15 protein-coding genes are annotated in these 19,148 nt (G+C 65.5%); 11 read left to right on the forward strand and 4 right to left on the reverse strand.

What is annotated here, in order from left to right:
• Window positions 1-48 precede the first annotated feature (48 nt).
• From HL671_RS07975 to ftsH, 6 genes are all read left to right on the forward strand, one after another.
• Window positions 49-2,382, forward strand: coding sequence for a putative bifunctional diguanylate cyclase/phosphodiesterase (locus tag HL671_RS07975; RefSeq protein ID WP_012046701.1), 2,334 nt, complete (start codon window positions 49-51; stop codon window positions 2,380-2,382).
• 309 nt (window positions 2,383-2,691) lie between these two features.
• On the forward strand, window positions 2,692-3,381 hold the full coding sequence (locus HL671_RS07980) for an N-acyl amino acid synthase FeeM domain-containing protein (RefSeq protein WP_244424219.1): 690 nt from the start codon (window positions 2,692-2,694) through the stop codon (window positions 3,379-3,381).
• Window positions 3,382-3,658: 277 nt separating this feature from the next.
• Complete coding sequence (gene pal, locus HL671_RS07985) at window positions 3,659-4,153, forward strand: peptidoglycan-associated lipoprotein Pal (RefSeq protein WP_041751034.1); 495 nt, start codon at window positions 3,659-3,661, stop codon at window positions 4,151-4,153.
• 171 nt (window positions 4,154-4,324) lie between these two features.
• The gene (gene ybgF, locus HL671_RS07990; RefSeq protein WP_172236145.1) at window positions 4,325-5,365 is read left to right on the forward strand and encodes a tol-pal system protein YbgF; all 1,041 of its coding nucleotides are present in this window, start codon (window positions 4,325-4,327) and stop codon (window positions 5,363-5,365) included.
• 159 nt (window positions 5,366-5,524) lie between these two features.
• On the forward strand, window positions 5,525-6,601 hold the full coding sequence (gene tilS, locus HL671_RS07995; protein ID WP_172236076.1) for a tRNA lysidine(34) synthetase TilS: 1,077 nt from the start codon (window positions 5,525-5,527) through the stop codon (window positions 6,599-6,601).
• A 235-nt stretch (window positions 6,602-6,836) separates the two neighbouring features.
• Window positions 6,837-8,753, forward strand: a complete 1,917-nt coding sequence (gene ftsH / locus HL671_RS08000) for an ATP-dependent zinc metalloprotease FtsH (protein ID WP_012046695.1) — start codon at window positions 6,837-6,839, stop codon at window positions 8,751-8,753.
• A 245-nt stretch (window positions 8,754-8,998) separates the two neighbouring features.
• Here ftsH and HL671_RS08005 read toward each other — a convergent pair whose 3' ends face one another.
• A complete protein-coding gene (locus tag HL671_RS08005) occupies window positions 8,999-10,204 on the reverse strand; it encodes an acetylxylan esterase (RefSeq protein ID WP_172236077.1) in 1,206 nt (401 codons plus the stop codon).
• A 180-nt stretch (window positions 10,205-10,384) separates the two neighbouring features.
• On the opposite strand from HL671_RS08005, the gene HL671_RS08010 reads away from it, so the two are divergent.
• The 3 genes from HL671_RS08010 (at window position 10,385) to HL671_RS08020 (ending at window position 14,149) form a co-directional block, all read left to right on the forward strand.
• A complete protein-coding gene (locus HL671_RS08010; protein WP_172236078.1) occupies window positions 10,385-11,611 on the forward strand; it encodes a glycosyltransferase family 87 protein in 1,227 nt (408 codons plus the stop codon).
• A gap of 160 nt (window positions 11,612-11,771) precedes the next feature.
• Complete coding sequence (locus HL671_RS08015; protein ID WP_172236079.1) at window positions 11,772-12,446, forward strand: TetR/AcrR family transcriptional regulator; 675 nt, start codon at window positions 11,772-11,774, stop codon at window positions 12,444-12,446.
• A 92-nt stretch (window positions 12,447-12,538) separates the two neighbouring features.
• Window positions 12,539-14,149 carry a glycosyltransferase 87 family protein gene (locus tag HL671_RS08020; RefSeq protein WP_049795426.1) on the forward strand — a complete coding sequence of 537 codons (1,611 nt, stop codon included), beginning with the start codon at window positions 12,539-12,541 and terminating at the stop codon, window positions 14,147-14,149.
• A gap of 6 nt (window positions 14,150-14,155) precedes the next feature.
• Here the strand turns inward: HL671_RS08020 and pyk are convergent, their stop codons facing one another.
• Together pyk and HL671_RS08030 are read right to left on the reverse strand one after the other, a co-directional pair.
• A complete protein-coding gene (pyk, locus tag HL671_RS08025) occupies window positions 14,156-15,592 on the reverse strand; it encodes a pyruvate kinase (protein ID WP_012046690.1) in 1,437 nt (478 codons plus the stop codon).
• Window positions 15,589-16,176 (reverse strand): DUF1036 domain-containing protein, encoded by a 588-nt coding sequence (locus tag HL671_RS08030; protein WP_172236080.1) that lies wholly within the window; start codon window positions 16,174-16,176, stop codon window positions 15,589-15,591. Before HL671_RS08030 ends, pyk begins: the two co-directional genes overlap by 4 nt.
• A 193-nt stretch (window positions 16,177-16,369) precedes the next feature.
• On the opposite strand from HL671_RS08030, the gene HL671_RS08035 reads away from it, so the two are divergent.
• The gene (locus HL671_RS08035; RefSeq protein WP_172236146.1) at window positions 16,370-16,672 is read left to right on the forward strand and encodes a DUF1244 domain-containing protein; all 303 of its coding nucleotides are present in this window, start codon (window positions 16,370-16,372) and stop codon (window positions 16,670-16,672) included.
• Window positions 16,673-16,941: 269 nt separating this feature from the next.
• On the forward strand, window positions 16,942-17,217 hold the full coding sequence (locus tag HL671_RS08040; RefSeq protein WP_012046687.1) for a DUF2312 domain-containing protein: 276 nt from the start codon (window positions 16,942-16,944) through the stop codon (window positions 17,215-17,217).
• A 120-nt stretch (window positions 17,218-17,337) separates the two neighbouring features.
• Here the strand turns inward: HL671_RS08040 and HL671_RS08045 are convergent, their stop codons facing one another.
• Window positions 17,338-18,972: a peptidoglycan L,D-endopeptidase MepK gene (locus HL671_RS08045; RefSeq protein WP_172236081.1), complete on the reverse strand. Its 1,635-nt coding sequence runs from the start codon at window positions 18,970-18,972 to the stop codon at window positions 17,338-17,340.
• Window positions 18,973-19,148: the final 176 nt, after the last annotated feature.

Here is a 19,148-nt window from a genome sequence, read left to right on the forward strand (position 1 = left end):
TCACCTGCAAACGGTAATAGTACGCGCCGAACAGGACGCGTGCCACGAATGCAGGTCATCAAGCAGAGCGATGAAATCGACCAGCGATTGCAGTCGTCAATCAATGCTGCCCTGGTCGATTCGCTATTCCAGAATCCGCAGTCGCTGGGCGCGGGTGCGGCCCTCGTCGCGATGGCCGCTGCGCTCACCGCGACCAAGACAGGGCTGACATCGCTCTGGTGCTGCGTCGGGCTGCTCGTCCTCAGCGGCGGATGGCGCACGTTCGACATGTACTGCTACCGCGTCGGCCGGCTTCATTCAACGCCCGCTTTGGCGCAGAAGTGGGAGATGCGCTATCAGTTCGGCGCCATTCTCTACGCGGCTGCGCTCGGCCTGTGGTGCGCCGTCGGCCTGCTGGCGACGACCGATACTGTCGTCCACATGATCTCGATCGTGGTCACCGTCGGCTACATCGCGGGCGGTGTCGGCCGGACCTTCGGAAGGCCCTGGATCTACCATCTCCAGATCGCATTGTCCTTCGGCATCACGTCGATCGCACTGATCCTCCACGGCACGATCTACTATATCGGCCTGGCGTTCGTCGCCGCCGGATTCCTGTTTGCGCTGCGCGAGATCACCAAGAACCTGCAAAAGATCTTCGTCGATGCGCTGACCGCCCGCGACCGCGAGGCGGCGCTGGCCAACCAGTTCGATACTGCGCTGAACAACATGCCGCATGGCCTCTGCATGTTCCGCCCGGACGGGCGTCTTGCCGTCATGAATCACCGGTTCGGCGAGATGATGAGCCTGCCGGAGGACATCCTGCAGTCCGGCGGCACCGCCGCCGATATCATCAATGCCTGCGTGCTCTCCGGATCGATTTCGGCTGCCAGCGGCAGGCTGATCCTGTCGGAGATCGAGAACACCAAGACCCACAATATCATCACCAGCGATCCGGACATCATGCGTGACCGGTCGCTGTCCTGGACGTTCCAGCCGATGGCGGATGGCGGCGCGGTGGTACTGCTCGAAGACATCACGGAGCGCCGCCATGCGGAGGCGCGGATCTCGCATCTCGCCCGCTATGACGAGCTCACGACGCTGCCCAACCGCGTCAGCTTCCGCGACGAAATCGAGCGGCTCCTGAGAATCCCGCCGCGCCAGGGTGAGCTCTCGGCGCTGCTGTTCGTCGACCTCGATCGCTTCAAACAGGTCAACGACACGCTCGGCCACCCCTGCGGCGATCAGCTGCTCTGCGCCGTGTCCGAGCGGCTGCGTGACATGCTGCGGCCGGAGGATTTCGTCGCCCGCTTCGGCGGCGATGAGTTCGTGGTATTCCAGCGCAACATCCGCTCCAATGACGACGCCGCGGTGTTGGCGCGGCGCATCGTCGACCAGCTGAGCGAGCGCTACAAGATCGACAATCATCTGGTCGAGATCGGCGCCAGCGTCGGCATCGCCATGACCGCGCCGGGGATCAGCGCCGATACGCTGCTGAAGAACGCCGACATGGCGCTCTATCGCGCCAAGGCCGAAGGACGCGGCACGTTCTGCTTCTTCCGCGACGAGCTGGCCCAGACCGTGGAGGCGCGCCGCATCCTCGAGCTCGACCTGCGCAAGGCGCTGGCCAACGAGGAATTCGAGCTGTTCTATCAGCCGCTGGTCAATCTCAAATCCGGCAAGATCTCGACCTGCGAGGCGCTGCTGCGCTGGAACCATCCGGTGCGCGGGACCGTGTCTCCGGTCGACATCATTCCCGTCGCGGAAGACATGGGCCTGATCGTGGATCTCGGCCGGTGGATCCTGCGCAAGGCCTGCCTCGAATGCATGAAGTGGCCGGACGCCGTCAGCGTCGCCGTCAACTTCTCTCCGCAGCAGTTCCATCAGCGCGACGTCCTGAGCGAGGTCCGCTACGCCCTCGAAGTCTCCGGCCTCCCGCCGCATCGCCTCGAGATCGAGATCACCGAATCCTCGCTGTTGCGCAACACCCAGCTGACCCATGATGTGCTGTCGCAGCTGCACATGCTCGGCGTCCGGATCTCGCTGGACGATTTCGGCACCGGCTATTCGAGCCTCAGCTATCTGCATAATTTCCCGCTCGAGAAGGTGAAGATCGATCGCTCCTTCCTCGAGGGCATCGATACCGACCGCCCGTTGACCTTGCTGCGCGGTGTCGCCCGGCTGTCTGCCGATCTCGGCATGTCGGTCGTGGTCGAGGGCATCGAAACCAACGAGCAGCTCGAGCTGGTCAGTGCCGATGGCACGGTGACCGAGGCGCAAGGCTATCTGTTCAGCCGCCCCGTGCCTGCCATACGCATCCGCCAGCTCCTGAACGCCTCGCATGGCCGTCGAATGACCGACGAGGCGATCACTCCCCTTAACGGAATCCGCTCGATCGCCTGATCGCCGCGCCATCGACGCGAACCCGTGCCAAGATGGCACAACTGCACGTGGTGGTGGGGTGTGCGGCGGCATTTCATGTGAGGTGCGATTTCTCGCTGAAATGCTGGGTAGATGCTCAAAGCGAACGCTGTCCGGGGGCGCTTTTCCCAATAAGCCATGATCGGCATTGTGGATTCGATGCGGCGTTAACCCTCTACCAGCGAATGTTTTGCGCCGATTTTAACGAGCTGTTAAGGTTGAGATAGCTCGTAAAAGTTGTGTGAAGTGGGGTTGGTAATGGGGGCTGCGGACGCGAATAGCGCAGCGAGCATGCGAGGTTTGGACCTGCTCGACCGTGTCGATTATCGACTGGCGCGGACGGCGGAGGAGAAAGACGAGATCTATCGTCTGCGCTACAGGGCCTATCTGCGGGAAGGGGCCGTCTCACCCGCTCCAGACGAGCGCGTCTTCGATCATTATGACGATCTGCCGAACTGCTGGATCTTCGGGGTCTATGTGGACGGGCATTTGTGCAGCTCGATCCGCATCCACATCGCCACGCCCGCCTGGCGCAAGTCGCCCTCGGTCGACGTGTTCGGCGACGTTCTCCATCCCAAGCTGGATGAGGGGCTGGTTTTCGTCGACTCGACGCGGTTCGTGGCGGACCCCGACAAAGCGAGGTCCTGGACGGCTCTGCCTTACGTGACGGTGCGCCTCGGGTCGATGGCCGGCGTGCATTTCGATGCCGACTATGGCCTCGCCATGGTGCGTCCCGAGCACCAGGCCTTCTATCATCGCGTTTTCCTGCATGAGACGTGGGGCCCGCCGCGCCTGTTCCCGGGCCTCGTGAAGCCGGTCGGACTGATGGCGTCGCATCTGCCGAGCGTGCGTGACAGGGTTCTGGCGCGCTATCCGTTCCTGCACTCGACCGTGTTCGAACGGCGCATGCTGTTCGATCGCGCGACGCCCGACGCCTTCACTGATTCGTTCAGGATTCAGGCGGTCGCCAAAGCCGGTTGATCCCGACCCCGCTGATCTCAGAGGTTGTCGGCGGGACCGGATCGTTCGGAGATGTTATCGGATATCAGCGAAAAAGCGCCCCGATGCGGGCGCGTCCCCGCTTGCCTTCACCCTGGCGCCACATTTACAACCCATTAACCATCGCGGTCGCTTTTTCGGGTTTCGTTAGCATTTGACCGGGTTCGGCAAGACCCCATCAAGGTTGACGGAACGTTCGCTTAACCATCGCCCTGTAGACCGGATGGCAGTCTAGAACGTGAGCGTGGAGGCTCCGGGAATGAAATATCAGATGCGTATCCTCCAGGGATTGAAGTTGGCCGCCGTGCTCGCGGTCGCGCTGTCGATGGGCGCGTGTGCCAACAAGAATCTCACCGGGGCCGATGGCGCGATGGCCAGCGCTGCCACGCCGGGCAGCCAGCAGGACTTCGTCGTGAACGTGGGCGACCGCGTCTTCTTCGAAAGCGACCAGACCGATCTGACGCCCCAGGCGATCGCGACCCTGGAGAAGCAGGCGCAGTGGCTGCAGACCTATCCGCGTTACAGCTTCACGATCGAAGGCCATGCCGACGAGCGTGGCACGCGCGAGTACAACATCGCGCTGGGCGCCCGGCGTGCGCAATCAGTTCGCAACTTCCTGGTTTCGCGCGGCATCGACCAGGGTCGCATGCGCACGATCTCCTACGGCAAGGAGCGGCCGGTCGCGGTTTGTAACGATATCTCCTGCTGGTCGCAGAACCGCCGTGCGGTCACGGTGCTGAACGCCAGTTCATAAAGCTGAACGGATAGCTGGTTCATGAAGCCGGCGTCGGTCATCGACGCCGGCTTCATCTTTTCGTCTTCGCTTGATCGTCATTTGTCGCTATTTCAATTCTGACGTACAGCCTCGCCCATCGGGCTATTTCCACCGTCTCCCGGATTCCGTCGTCAGGACAGCATGTCGTTCATGTTTCTTCCAAGGAGCGCCGCTGCGGCCATCGCAGCGCTCGTGATTGTCTCGTACCAGGCATTGTCGTCGCCAGCTTTCGCCCAGGTCGACGATGATCCGGAGATCCGGATTCAGCGGCTGGAAAATCAGCTCCGGCAGCTCACCGGTCAGAACGAGGAACTGCAATATCGCAACCGCCAGCTGGAAGAGCGCCTGCGTCAGCTGCAGAGCGGCGCGCAGCCGACGGCGCCGGCGGTACAGCCGAGTGCGGCGCCTCCGACCCAGATCGCGCCGGCTTACGGCCAGCCCTCCCAGCCCGCTTATGGCCAGCCGCAAGCCGGTCAGCCGCAATACGGCCAGCCGCAGCCGCAACAGGCCTATCCGCAGCCGCAGCCCAATTATGCGCAGCCGCAAGCTGCGCCCGCGCCGATCGCGCAGGACCAGCCGGCGCCGGGAGCCGGCGTCCGGCGGCGCGGCGATGCGTTCGACCCGAGCCAAAACCCCAGTGCGCCGGGCGCCCCGCAAGCGCTTGGCGGTGGACAATTGCCGGTTCAGGCGGGCGGTCAGCCGACCGGCCGGGCCGGAGGTGACGCCGCCAGTCTCCGCACCGGGCGTTACGACCAGGCGCCACCCGCGGCTGCCGCACCGGGTGGGCTCGATACGGCCCCGCCGACACAGACCCCGCGTGACGAATATGATCTCGGCATCGGCTACATGCAGCGCCGCGATTATGCGCTCGCCGAGCAGACGATGCGGAACTTCACGCAGAAATATCCCAACGATCCGATGATCGGCGATGCCAAATACTGGCTCGGCGAAAGCTTCTACCAGCGGCAGCAATATCGCGACGCCGCCGAGGTCTTTCTGGCAGTGACGACGAAGCACGACAAATCGTCGAAGGCGCCGGATGCGCTGCTTCGCCTCGGCCAGTCGCTGGCGGCCTTGAAGGAAAAGGAAGCTGCCTGTGCCGCCTTCGGCGAGATCTCGCGCAAATATCCGCGCGCATCGGCCGGCGTGAAGGCGACCGTCGATCGTGAGCAGAAGCGGGTGAAGTGCTGATCCTTCCGGGCGTGCAGGGCCTCGCGCCGGATCGGTGAGGCCGTTAGAGCATGATCTTGAAAAGTGGAAACTGGCTTTCCCAAAAGATCATGCTCAGACCAGGAGGAACGATCATGATGCGTTTCCGCGGAAATGCATCATGATCTAGTCTCGCGCGCGATGTCGACTGGACAGTCCGAAGACCATCTTCCGATCTCCGCGGCCGAAGCGGAGCGCCTGTTCGCGCCATTTGCCGACAGCGGCATGCTCACATTGGCCGTCTCCGGCGGACCGGATTCCATGGCGCTGATGTGGCTGGCGGCGCGCTGGCGCGCAACGCGCGCCGGGGGGCCGCGTCTTCTCGCCGTCACCGTCGATCACGGTTTGCGGCCGGAGTCCCGGCGCGAAGCGCTGATGGTCAAACAACTGGCGCGCCAGCTCGGCCTGACGCACCGGACCCTGCGCTGGAGCGGCGAGAAGCCGGCAGCCGGAATTCCCGAAGCGGCTCGCATCGCGAGGTACCGGCTTCTGGCGCGCGCGGCCGAGCAGGCCGGGGCGAGCCATGTCGTGACCGCCCACACCCGAGACGACCAGGCTGAGACCGTGCTGATGCGGCTGCTGCGCGGCAGCGGCATTGCCGGCCTGGCGGCGATGGCGCCCGTCAGCCGACGCGATGGCCTGCTGCTCGCGCGCCCGCTGCTTTCGCTGTCGAAGGCGAGGCTCCTCGCCACGCTGCGCTCCGCCGGAATTGCGTTCGCGGATGATCCGACCAATCGAGACCCGGCCTTCACCCGGCCAAGGCTGCGCGCGCTGATGCCGACGCTCGCCGCGGAGGGGGGCGACCCGCGCACCCTCGCCACGCTGGCCAACCGGGCTCGGCGGGCCAATGCTGCCATCGAGTTGATGGCCGACGGCGCCGAACGGTACCTCGCGCTGCTGGCGGCCGGCCGGTCGTCAAAGCGCCGGGGCGGCGAGGGGGAGATGTTCGACCCGCGCGCCTTTGCCGCACTCCCAGCCGAAATCAGGCTGCGGCTGCTGATGCGTGCCATTGACCGGGTTGGAACCGAGGGCCCCGTGGAACTCGGCAAGGCCGAAGCGCTGCTGGAACGGCTGGACCGGACTCTTGCGGGGATCACAGATGGTGGTACAGCCGAGCGCGGCACGCTAAAACAGACCCTGGCCGGTGCATTGGTAAGTCTGGCGAAGGACGCCATCCGCATCTCGCCCGCGCCGCCTCGGCGACGGCGCGGCGAATGATGCGGCCTGACGCCTTCGCGGACCCTTAACCACCTGCGTCGGCGGCGCTTTCGGGCGCCATTTTTTGAGCGGGAATCAGGCTATGATGCGATAAATAGTCCTGTCTGGTTCCCTTGGCATTGCTGCGAGTGGTACCTAGATTACGAGACGGTCGACCGGGGGATTCCCTCGTGGCTGCCCAGGGATGAGTCCGAGGACTAACGGCCGCGATCCGCGCGACCACGAAGGAAAATCGATGAACGCCAATCTGCGCAATTTCGCCCTTTGGGTCATTATTGTCCTGTTGCTGTTGGCGCTGTTCACACTCTTCCAAAATCCAGGGCAACGCGCGTCGTCCCAGGACATCTCGTTCTCGCAGCTGCTGAGCGAGGTCGACCAGGGCAATGTGCGCGACGTCGTGATCCAGGGGCCGGAGATCCACGGCACCTTCAAGAACGGCTCCTCGTTCCAGACCTACGCGCCGAGCGATCCGAACCTGGTCAAGCGCCTGTATGACGCCAAGGTCTCGATCACGGCCAAGCCGCCGGGCGACAATGTGCCGTGGTTCGTGTCGCTTCTGGTGTCCTGGCTGCCATTCATCGCGCTGATCGGCGTCTGGATCTTCCTGTCGCGCCAGATGCAGGGCGGCGCCGGCAAGGCAATGGGCTTCGGCAAGTCACGGGCCAAGATGCTGACGGAAGCGCATGGCCGCGTCACCTTCGAGGACGTCGCCGGCGTCGACGAGGCCAAGCAGGACCTGCAGGAGATCGTCGAGTTTCTGCGCGACCCCGGCAAGTTCCAGCGGCTCGGTGGCCGCATCCCGCGCGGCGTGCTGCTGGTCGGCCCTCCCGGCACCGGTAAGACGCTGATCGCGCGCGCCGTGGCCGGCGAAGCCAATGTGCCATTCTTCACCATCTCCGGTTCGGACTTCGTCGAGATGTTCGTCGGCGTCGGCGCAAGCCGTGTCCGCGATATGTTCGAGCAGGCCAAGAAGAACGCACCCTGCATCATCTTCATCGACGAAATCGATGCCGTCGGCCGCCATCGCGGCGCCGGCCTCGGCGGCGGCAATGACGAGCGCGAGCAGACCCTCAACCAGTTGCTGGTCGAGATGGACGGCTTCGAGGCCAATGAGGGCGTCATCCTGATCGCCGCCACCAACCGTCCCGACGTGCTCGATCCGGCCCTGATGCGTCCGGGCCGCTTCGACCGTCAGGTCGTCGTGTCCAACCCCGACATCATCGGCCGCGAGCAGATCCTCAAGGTCCATGTCCGCAAGGTGCCGCTGGCGCCGGACGTCAACCTCAAGACTATCGCCCGCGGCACGCCCGGCTTCTCCGGCGCCGACCTGATGAATCTCGTCAACGAGGCCGCGCTGACCGCCGCCCGCCGCAACAAGCGGATGGTGACGCAGGCCGAGTTCGAAGAGGCGAAGGACAAGGTGCTGATGGGCGCGGAGCGTCGCTCGATGGTGATGACCGAGGAAGAGAAGATGCTGACCGCCTATCACGAGGCGGGCCATGCGATCGTCGGTCTCAACGTTCCGAGCCACGACCCGATCCACAAGGCCACCATCATTCCGCGCGGCCGCGCGCTCGGCATGGTGCAGTCGCTGCCGGAGGCGGATCGCCACTCGCACACCCGCGAATGGTGCGTGTCGAAGCTCGCGATGATGTTCGGCGGCCGCGAGGCCGAGGTGCAGAAGTTCGGTCCGGAGAAGGTGACCAACGGCGCCACCGGCGACATCCAGCAGGCCACCAACCTCGCCCGTGCGATGGTGATGGAATGGGGCATGTCCGACAAGCTCGGCCGCGTCCGCTACCAGAGCAATGAGCAGGAAGTCTTCCTGGGTCATTCGGTGGCGCGCTCGACCAACATCTCGGATGACACCGCCCGCCTGATCGACTCGGAGATTCGCGGCCTGATCGAGGCTGGTGAGCAGGAGGCGCGCCGCATCATCACCGAGAAGCGTGAGGATTGGGAAGCGATCGCCCAGGCGCTGCTCGAATATGAGACGCTGACCGGCGAGGAGATCCTCGACCTGCTCAAGGGCAAGAAGCCGAACCGCGAATCTGCGATCGAGCCGTCGACGCCGCGTGCCTCGGCCGTGCCGCCGGCCGGCAAGCCCCGCCCGCGGCCCGATCCAGGCCTGGAGCCGCAGCCTCAGGCCTGATCCGGGCAAAGAGGGGGGACCAGAATTACTTCCCCCTTTTTAACGAGACCGAATCGACAAGCCCGGCTTTGCAGCCGGGCTTTTCGTTTTCAGCGACCCTTGCTGTCCAACCGCGGCTTGCGAAAGTCAGCCGACGACTCCCGAGCGGCATCGCAATCGGGTCTGCGCGCCGTCAGTCTCGGGCGGCTGCCCCCCGGCGATGATGACGCCCGGGCGTCGCCATGTCCGGCTGCTCATCGCGCGGATCACGGCTTGTCGAACCAGGCTTTCCATTGCGGAACGGCGGTGGCGAATGTGCCGCGATGCGTGGTCGGTCCGGTCGACACCGCCTCGACCTTGCCGTTGCCGGCGCCGATCGCCTGCTGATAGGTCATGGCCAGCCGGCCGAGGCCGACCGAGATCGCCTCGTCGTTCTCGCCGTAATAGTTGCGCACCGGCGACTTGATGATCCAGCGATAGGCCTGGGTCTGCGCGACCAGGCGGCCATAGCTCGAGGCGGCGAAATATTGCGCGTCGAAATAATCCGGCTTCAGCAGCTTGTGCAGATCGGTTGGTATGTCGGCGACGTTGAAAGGCTGCCGCTCATAGGCCTTGCGGGCGACATCGTAATAGGTGTCGGCGATCACCGAGCGGGCGAGGCCCGGCACCGCATAATAGTTCTCGAACGCAAACGCCGACAGGATGAACAGCGAGTTGACCCAGGACGCGTCGTTGCTGCGGGGGAAATTCAGGAAGCCGTTGAGCGCGACGAACACGTCGACGGGGGCGCTTGCGGTCGCAGCTGCTGCGACCGGCACGCCGGCGCTTTCGAGCTTTTCGAGGAACGCCATGGTGACGAAGCCCCCCTGCGACCAGCCGGCGATGGACAGTCTGGTGGGCGTCAGATGCATATCGTTGAGCACGGCCCGGCTGGCGATCAGCATGTCGTAGGTGGCCTGCTGGTGGCTCGCCTTGACCATGTAGCCTTCAGGCTCGGTCGAAGTCCCCATGCCGAAATAGTCGGCGCCGATCAGCAGATGGCCTTGCCCGGCGAACTGCGCGATCATCAGCTGCGTCTCGGGGGACTGCTCCGGGAACGACGGCACCTCCTGTTTTCCGTACACCGTGCCGTGCTGATAGGACACCATCGGCAGGCTGGTCTCGGTGATCTCGGGCACGGCCAGCAGGCCCGTGGCGCGGATCGGCTTGTTGCCGCGTTCGGGGACGACCGACGCGTAGGTGATGCGATAAAGCCGGACGGCGTTGACAGCTGGCGTATAGCTGACTGTGACGCTGGCGAATTTCGGCGTGTCGATGGTCAGGATCTTGTTCAGCCGGTCGGTGTCCCAGCGCGCCAGAAACTCGTAGGAGACGTCGGACGTGACGCGCACCACGCCCTTGTCCTGGGCGAGGCTTGCCACCGGCCACATCAGGCAGAGCGCGAGGGCGACGATCATTCGAATCATGGGCATGGGACTCCTGCGTGGTGCCTGCCAGTTGCATCGGAGCCCTGTCTACAGCGCGCGCGTAAACAATCAGTGCGGCCGGCCTCGCTCCAGCTCAGCCGGCGCCCCCGCGCTTAAGCCTTCTTCAAGCCTCGCGGCCTATGCCTTGATCAGGAGTGCGCCCGTGCTGGCGCGGGTGAGGTTCAGATGGCCGACAATTCCGTTGCCGCCGCGATCCCATCGCAGCGTCCTGGCGTTCCGGTGAGCCTGTTCGCAGCGTGCTTCGCGCTTGCCTGTATCAATGCCGCGTTCTTCCCCGCAGGTCTCTTCTCCGGCGTCTGGATCTGGGGAGCGGACGGGCTCGGCATCCCGACCGATTTCGTCAACGTCTGGGCCGCCGGCAAGCTTGCGTTGCAGGGCCATCCGGCCCTGGCCTGGGATTGGGACGTGCAGCGTCAGATCGAGCTTGATCTGCTGCGGCAGGACTTCCCAGGCTATTTCGCTTGGCACTATCCGCCGCCCTTCCTGTTCGTTGCGGCCTTGCTCGCGCAATTGCCTTACACCTTGGCCTTTGCCGGCTGGGTCTATGCGAGCTTCATTCCCTATGCGCTGGCGATGCGGGCGATCGTCGGCCGCGGTTTCGGCCTGTTGCTCGCGGCCGGCTTCCCAGCGCTGTTCTCGAATGCGCTGGTTGGGCAGAACGGATGTCTCACCGCTGCGCTCGTCGGCGGCACGCTGTATTGGCTGCCGGTGCGGCCGGTGCTGGCCGGGATCTGCCTCGGCCTCCTGACCTACAAGCCGCAATACGGGCTGCTGTTTCCGATCCTGCTGATCGCCACCCAGCGCTGGACCGCGTTCGTCTCGGCCAGCGCCACCGCCCTGGTTCTGGCGCTGGCGTCCTTCCTCGCTTTCGGCCTTGAGAGCTGGCAGGCCTTCGTTCACTGGATGCCGGCCTTTTCCCAGGCCTTCCTCACCGAGGGCAAGGCGACCTGGTGGAAGCTGCAAAGCCTGTTCTCGCTGGTGCGCTATCTGGGCGGCTCCGAGACGCTCGCCTGGGCCCTGCAATGGGTGCTCACCGCGGCGATCGCAATGGTGCTGGTCGTGATGTGGCGAAGCCCGGTGCGCTATGCGGTCAAGGCCGCGGCCCTGGCGGTCGGGCTGCTGCTCACGACGCCTTATCTGTTCATGTACGACATGATGGTGCAGGCGATCGCGGTGGCGTGGCTGGTGCGGATGGGCCTGCATGATGGTTTCCGGCGCTATGAGCTGCCGGCCCTCGGCTGTAGCGCGGGGCTCCAGATCACGTTCATGCTGACCGGCATCCCGCTCGGCCTGGCGGCCAACCTGATCATCGGCGGGCTGGCGCTGGCGCGAGCTGGCGCATGGTGGCGACGGCAGCCGGCTCACTCCGGCGCGGTGCTGTCCGCAGCCTGACATCCTTCCCGCCGATCATCGAGCCAACAACCCCCTTGTCTTGTGCTCTGAACAGGTGTTCAGTTCTTCCTTGAGATTTGCGAGGCCGAGCCTCCAAAAACACTGAACCAGCGTTCGCCAGGAATCGCCTGGACGGCACGCGTCGGGGACGAGAAGCGTCATGGTTTACCGGCGAACCCACCAGGTCGTGAAGCGGCTGGCCGCGCGCCGCAGCGCCATTCTGGCGGCCGCGCGTGAAACCGCCGCCGAGGGCGGCATGTCCGCTGTCCAGATTGCGCCCGTCGCGGTCCGCGCCAATGTTGCGGCCGGGACGGTCTATCGCTATTTCCCCTCCAAGGCCGACCTGATCTCGGAGCTGATCGCCGAAGTGTCGCGCGACGAGCTCGTGGCTGTCCGCCGCGCGGCCGATGCCGCGCCCGGGCCGTCCTCGGCGCTGGCGGCGGCGGTGTCCACGGTCGCCGTCCATGTGCTGTCTCAGCGCAAGCTCGCCTGGGGCATCCTGGCCGAGCCGGTCGATGTCGACGTCACCGCCTCCCGCCTGGCCAGCCGCCGCGACATCGTCGGCGAGATCGCCTCGCGGATCGATGCCGCCGTGCGCGCCGGACATCTGCCGGCGCAGGACACCCAGCTCGCCGCCACCGCGCTGCTCGGTGCCCTGCACGAGGCGCTGGTCGGGCCACTGGCGCCCGACCATCTCGACGATCCGGCGAAGCTTCGCGACACGGTTCAGGCGGTGACCCTGCTGGCGTTGCGTGCGGTGGGCGTGATGGACGCGCGCGCCCGTGGCCTCGTCGTGCAGGCGGTGTTGCCGGTCAAGAGCCTGGTCGGCGCCTAGCTTAAGCAAGGATTCATGGGTCGCCGCCATGGTCGGGCGCGGCGCCGCGACGGCCGCCGCAGCTCGCAACCCCCAGGCGTTGTCGTCAATCGATGTCCATCGTGCGTAAACATCCGGTGATGCTGCTCGTGATCGCCGGATCGGCCGCTGCTGGCGCCGTCTACGCCTATATGGCCGGCGAGGACATCAACTGGGACTGGCAGAACTATCACGACTATGCCGGCTTTGCGCTGGTGCATGGCCGGTTCGATGTCGACGTGGCGCCGGGCGGCTTTCAGAGCTTCCTCAATCCGCTGATCTATCTGCTGCCTTACATGGTCCGGCATGGATTGGGCGCGCCCTGGTGGGGCATCGCGCTCGGCGCCCTGCATGGGCTCAACCTTGCCGTCGTGTATTGGGTGACACGCGTGTTGCTGGGCCGTGCCGCCGACATCTGGACATTGGCGGCGGCGCTGCTCATCGCGGCGCTCAGTCCGATGGCGCTGTCCGAGGTCGGCACCAGCTTTGCGGATATTCTCACGACCTTGCCGATTCTCGCCGCGATCGCGCTGATGTTCAGCGCCGAGGACGACACGCCATCGATGCGGCATCTGCTCGCCGCCGGCGTCCTGATCGGTGCCGCGACCGGGCTGAAGCTGACCAATGCAAGCTTCCTGATCGCGGCCGGCGTGTCGCTGCTGCTCGTGGTCCGGCCATGGCGTGCCGTCCTCGCCTTCGGCCTGGCCAGCGCTATCGGCGTCGTCGTGACGGCAGGGCCGTGGGCGCTGAAGATGGCTCGTGATTTCGGCAGTCCGCTTTATCCGTTCTACAACACGATCTTTCGTTCGCCCGAGGCGCCGCAGATCTCGATCGTCGACACGCGCTTCATGCCCGCGGGCCTGCTCGATGCGCTGGCCTATCCATTCTACTGGGTGGTCGGCAGACATCCGTCGTCGGAATGGCCGTTCCGTGATCCGCGCTTCGCCGTCGTCATCATGCTGCTGGCCGCGCTCGTGGTCACGGGCCTGTGGCAGAAGCGCGAAGTGCTGCAGCTGCGCGACCGCCGCCTGATCACCTTCTTCTGGGTCGGCTATGTGCTGTGGATGCTCGCCTTCTCGATCCAGCGCTATCTGATGCCGCTCGAGCTGCTTGCGGCGCCGCTGATCGTGCTGCTGTTGCTGCGGCTGATCGAGGCCTGGCGCGAGGCGCCACCGGCCTCATCGCGCGCTGCGCAGGCTGTCGTCGTCAGCGTCGCGCTCGTCATCGCGCTGGCGTCGCAGCCGACCGACTGGATGCGGCGGCCGTGGGCGGACCCGTACCGGCCGCTGCTTGCGGAGACGCTGCAGCAGCCGGCGACGGTCCTGCTGCTGCAGAAGCCGCTTGGCTATGTCACTTCGTTCCTGCCGGCGGGCTCGCGCGTCTATCAGCTGTCCGAGCTGGTGGTCCCGATCGTGCCAGGCGGCGTGCTGGACCGCAGGGTTCGCGCTGGCCTGGCCGATCCGCTGCCCGGCGGCGTTTGGGCGCTGTATTACTCGGAAAGCCCGGCGGACAATCCGCCCCGGCTCGACGTGCTCGGCGATTACGATCTCACGATCGACGGATCGCGGCGCTGCGAGCGCATCGCCGGCGCCGATGGCACCGACATCACGGCCTGTCCGGTCGTCGCGGCCACGCGGCGCGCGGCGCCGACGGCAGGATTGCGGCCGAGCACGAGCGCCGACTGATCGGTGTCAGAGAAGGGCCTCGCTGGACGGCCCGACATAAGCGATGCGCACCATGTTGGTGGTGCCGGGCGTGCCCAGCGGAACGCCAGCGACGACCAGCACGCGCTGACCGGCGCGCACGAAGCCGTCGCGGAATGCGATCGAGCCGGCGCGCTCGACCATGTCGTCCTGGTCGCGGGCATCCTCCGCGACGACGCAGTGCACGCCCCAGACGACCGACAATCGTCGGCCGGTGGCGAGATTGGGCGTGATCGCGACGACCGGCGGCTTCGGGCGTTCGCGGGCGACGCGGACCGCGGTCGAGCCGGACGAGGTCCAGCAGATGATGGTGGGCAGGTCGAGATTCTCGGCAATGCGGCGAGCGGCTTCCGCGATCGCATCACCGGCGGTCGATTCCGGCTCCGGGCGCTGCGCGGCGATCACCGAGCGGTACACCACGTCGCGCTCGACCTCCTCGCCGATCCGGTTCATCGTCGACACCGCCTCGATCGGGTATTTCCCGGCGGCCGATTCCGCGGACAACATGATCGCGTCGGCGCCTTCATAGACCGCGGTGGCGACGTCGGAGACCTCGGCGCGGGTCGGCACCGGCGACTGGATCATGGATTCCAGCATCTGCGTCGCCACGACGACCGGCTTGCCGGCGCGGCGGGCCAGCCGGGTCATGAGTTTCTGCAGACCGGGGACGCGCTCCAGCGGCAGCTCGACGCCGAGATCGCCGCGGGCGACCATCAGCGCGTCCGAAGCGTCGATGATGTCGTTCAGACGTTCGATCGCCTGCGGCTTCTCGATCTTGGACATGACCGCAGCGCGGCCACGAATGATCTTCTTGGCCTCGAGCACGTCGTCGGCACGCTGCACGAAAGACAGCGCAATCCAGTCGATGCCGATATTCAAGGCGGCCTCGAGATCGGCGCGGTCCTTCGGCGTCATCGCCGACACCGGCAGGTCGGTGTCCGGCAGGCTCACGCCCTTGCGGTCGGACATCCGGCCGCCGATCACCACGCGGGTGACCGCGCGGGTCGGCGAGGTCTCCTCGGCGATCAGCCGCACCTTGCCGTCGTCGAGCAGCAGGGCATGGCCCGGCTGCAGCGCCGCCAGGATCTCCGGATGCGGAAGATGCACCCGGGTCGCATCGCCCGGCGTCTTGTCGGCATCGAGCACGAAGCTCTGGCCGTTGTTCAACTGCACCGGCCCGTCGGCAAAGGTGCCGAGCCGCAGCTTCGGCCCCTGCAGATCGACCAGAATGCCGATCGGACGGCCATAGCTCGCTTCGACACTGCGGATGGTCGCCACCAGCTCCCGCAGCTTGTCATGCGGGGTGTGGCTCATATTGATCCGGAAGATGTCGGCGCCCGCCTCGAACAGCTTGCGGATCATCGCGCTGTCCGAGGAGGCGGGGCCGAGCGTGGCGAGGATCTTGATGCGCCGTAATCGTCTCATGGCTTGGGCGCTTGCCCGGGAGGCGTGGCGGCCGGCGGGGCGGCCTGCGGTCCATTGGGGAGGCCCGGCACATTGCCGCCAGGGCCCAGCGTGCCGGGAATGCCGGGAACGCGCTGCTGCGCGGGCTGCTCATTGGCTTCGGTCAGCTGTACCGTCCAGGCGCGCTGGTCCCCGGTATCGACCTCGAAGAAACCGGTGCGGTCGAAGCCGCGGGCCAGGCAGTTCTCGGTTCCCTTGATCGTGAATTCCTTGTCGCGCGAACACATGAAGGCCTGGCCGGACCACTCGCCGCCGCGGTCATAATCGAGCGCATAAATGTAGTAATAGCGTGCCACCAGGGTGCCCTTCAGCAGGGTCTCGCAGCTGCGAGATGAGACGTTCCACCAGCCTTCGGTGGTCCAGCCCTCGGCGTCCTTGTAGCCAAGGGCAATGCCGACCCGGCTTGACGTGTTGTTGCAGAGCCGGAAATCAGCCGCTGCCGGGGTCGAGGAGAGACAGAGCGTGGCCAGCCCAAGCAGCGAAAGCAGTCCGAAACCGGGGCGGCGGGGAATGCGATGCAGGAGGGAGGAGGTTTTGGGGATCATTGCGCGACGCTATATCAAACGTTGATTGATGTCGCGTGACTTGGCTGCGGCTGTCAACGGCAAGGCAATTCGTGGCGACGGTGGGTCGATCGCGCCCATTGCCCCCTTAAGGTGTTGCGATATGGCCAAGCCTGCGACGATGCCGCATCTTATAGCAGACATCCGCCACGACGCGGAACAGGGAACGAAAGCGATGACGATGGACAGCACCACCCGGACCGAACTCGAAGCTGCCGCCTTCCGCAGGCTCGTCGAGCATCTGCGGACCAGAACCGACGTTCAGAATATCGACCTGATGAACCTGGCGGGGTTCTGCCGCAATTGCCTGTCCAACTGGCTGAAGGACGCGGCCGACGCCAAGGGCGCCGCGATGACCAGGGATGAGAGCCGCGAGGCCGTCTACGGCATGCCGTATGAGGAGTGGAAGGCGAAGTATCAGCGTGAGGCCAGTGCCGAGCAGCTCGACGCCATGAAAAAAGTCCACCCGGGCCGCTGATATCGGGCTTGGTTATCGGCCCTTGCAAGGGCAGGCGCGGATAGCGCGAATGAGCGAATCGGAGGGCTGCGCCGGATGGCGGGCTCAACGCAAGCGGCGTCGCCGGCTGGCCCGCGCCTGCCGCCATCTGGACCAACAAAGTGTGGGCGCTCTGTGGATGAGGACGATGTCGCCTTGACGCAGGGCACGCCAGATTTGAGGGTCGCGGCGAGCACATGCGCCTGACGGGCGCCTTCATTGGACACACCAGTTCTATTCAGGAGTATCAAATGGCCACCTCCGCCGCCGCGAAGGACGACGACTCGCCCGCGACCCGCTTCGCCGTAGACCAGCTCAGGTCGATCATCGAGCGCATCGAGCGGCTGGAGGAGGAGAAGAAGGCGATCTCCGAGGACATCAAGGACGTCTATGCCGAAAGCAAAGGCAACGGCTTCGACGTCAAGGCGCTGCGCACCATCATCCGGTTGCGCAAGCAGGACCCGAATGAGCGCCAGGAGGAGGAGAGCATCCTCGAGACCTACATGCAGGCGCTCGGCATGGTCTGAGGCGAAAGCGCCTGATCCGTCGACGTTCGAATGCCCCGGATGCTCGCATCCGCGGGCATTTGCTTGTCGGCATCCCGACCGGGCTCGTCACGCCGGCAGATGCGGCGGGCCCACGGCACCTCAGCGCAAGGCTGCGGCGCGCATCGTGAAGCTCTTGGTTTCGAGCTTGATGATCGCAGGCCCGGAGAACTGGTCATAGCTCAGTCCCGGTGTCGGATCGGCGGCGAAGCTCATCGCGATCGCGACCTGCGGCTTGACGAAATAGCTGCGCATGACCGTGAGATCAGGGTCGCCCATTTTGGTCACGGACATCGAGGACGAGGCGCTCGGCGTCAACAGAATCGCCCGCATCCAGGTCGAATCGGTGCCCTTGGCGGCCGAAATCCGGGTGGACATCGTGATCACGGCATCCTGGCCCTGGGCGTTCTTGCCGGCCGCCGCGGCGCCGTCGGGAGCGGGTGCCGCACTGCGCGTCGCGGGGCGGGAATTGCGCACCGGGATCACTGCCGCGGTGCCGCTGCCATTGGCGCGATCGATCGGCGAGGAGGCCGGAGGAGCGAAGGCCATGGCCTGCATCAGGCTTGCGTTCTGCGGCTGATCGATCGAGGACAGCGCCCGGCGCGCGGTGATCGCGGCCACCTGCTCGGGCGTCGCCTGCTTCGGCGTCGCTGGATTGTCACCCCAGAAGCCGCGTGAATTGATGATGTCGGCGACGCTCTGCGGGCCGCCGTCCCGGGCCGCATTGGCGGCAATCGCGCTCGTGGTCTCGGGCTTCGCCTCCGGCTGGCTCTCGGGCCTGGACTCGGGCTTGTTGCCGGACTTGGCGGCCACTGGCTGTGCGCCCTGCGAATCGGCCGACGCCAACTGCAGCGCATTGGCGATCTTGCCGCGCGCCGTGGATTTGCTGTCGGCCGGCTTGGCCGCGACCGCCGCTGTCTGGACCGGCTTGACGTCGGCCTCCGACGACTCTTCGTCATCCTCGCTCGGGCGTCCCCGGAACAGGCGTGCGAGCAGGCCGGGCTTTCCAGCCGAGGCGTCCTCGCCATTGCCGCGCTTCTCGATCTCGGCCTTCGCCAGCTCATAGCCCTTTAGCGGCACGCCATTGCTCGGGACGTGCACGGTCTTGCCGTCAGGGAATACGCGCGCCAGCTGATCGGCGGTCATGCGCGGCCAGTGCCGGATATTGCCGGTGTCCAAGTGCACGAAGGGCGAGCCGGAGGTCGGATAGAAGCCGACGCCGCCGCGCTGCAGGCGCAGGCCGGCGAAGCGGATCTGCTCCAGCGGCACGTTGGGAATGTAGAAATCCATCGCATGGCCCAGCATGTGCTGGCTGTGCCGCGCCACCCCGGAATGCGCCGAGCGCCGGCGCAGCATCGAATTGGTGGCGGGAGAGCGGTACGACGAAATGATCTGGATCGGCTGCTTGGCGTCGACGTCGCGATAGACTTCCCAGAGGATGTCGAACAGGCGGCGGTCCATGACCGTCTCGTCCTGGGTGCGCCAGTCGCGCAGGAAGTGGTTGAGCTTCTTCAGCGCATCTTCGTCATAGCGGCCTTCGCGCTTGAAGGTGACCGTGAGGTCCTCGCCGGAATGGGTGTGATGGAAGGAGAGCGTGCGTGTTTCGTTCAAGGCCGCCGCATCATGGACCGAGCCTGCGCCGATCAGCAGCAGCAGCGTCGCCAGTCCAGATCGGCATCCAGCCTTCCAACCCGCTCTCGTGAGCGAAACAGATTGGCGCGCGAAAACAGACAGCAAGATGCAGCCCACCCCGTCGACGAGCGTTTACTCGGATACCCTCTTGCGGCCCGTCCGGCGGAAGAGAGAGGAAACGCTTACCTAAGGCGGGATGGTTAAAGGATACTCACCGGCCCGCCCCCCAATTACCCTTAACATATACTCTTGAGTGTGGCGAAAAAGGGCCAGCGAATCGT

The organism is Bradyrhizobium denitrificans, from assembly GCF_013179005.1.
GTDB lineage: Bacteria > Pseudomonadota > Alphaproteobacteria > Rhizobiales > Xanthobacteraceae > Bradyrhizobium > Bradyrhizobium denitrificans.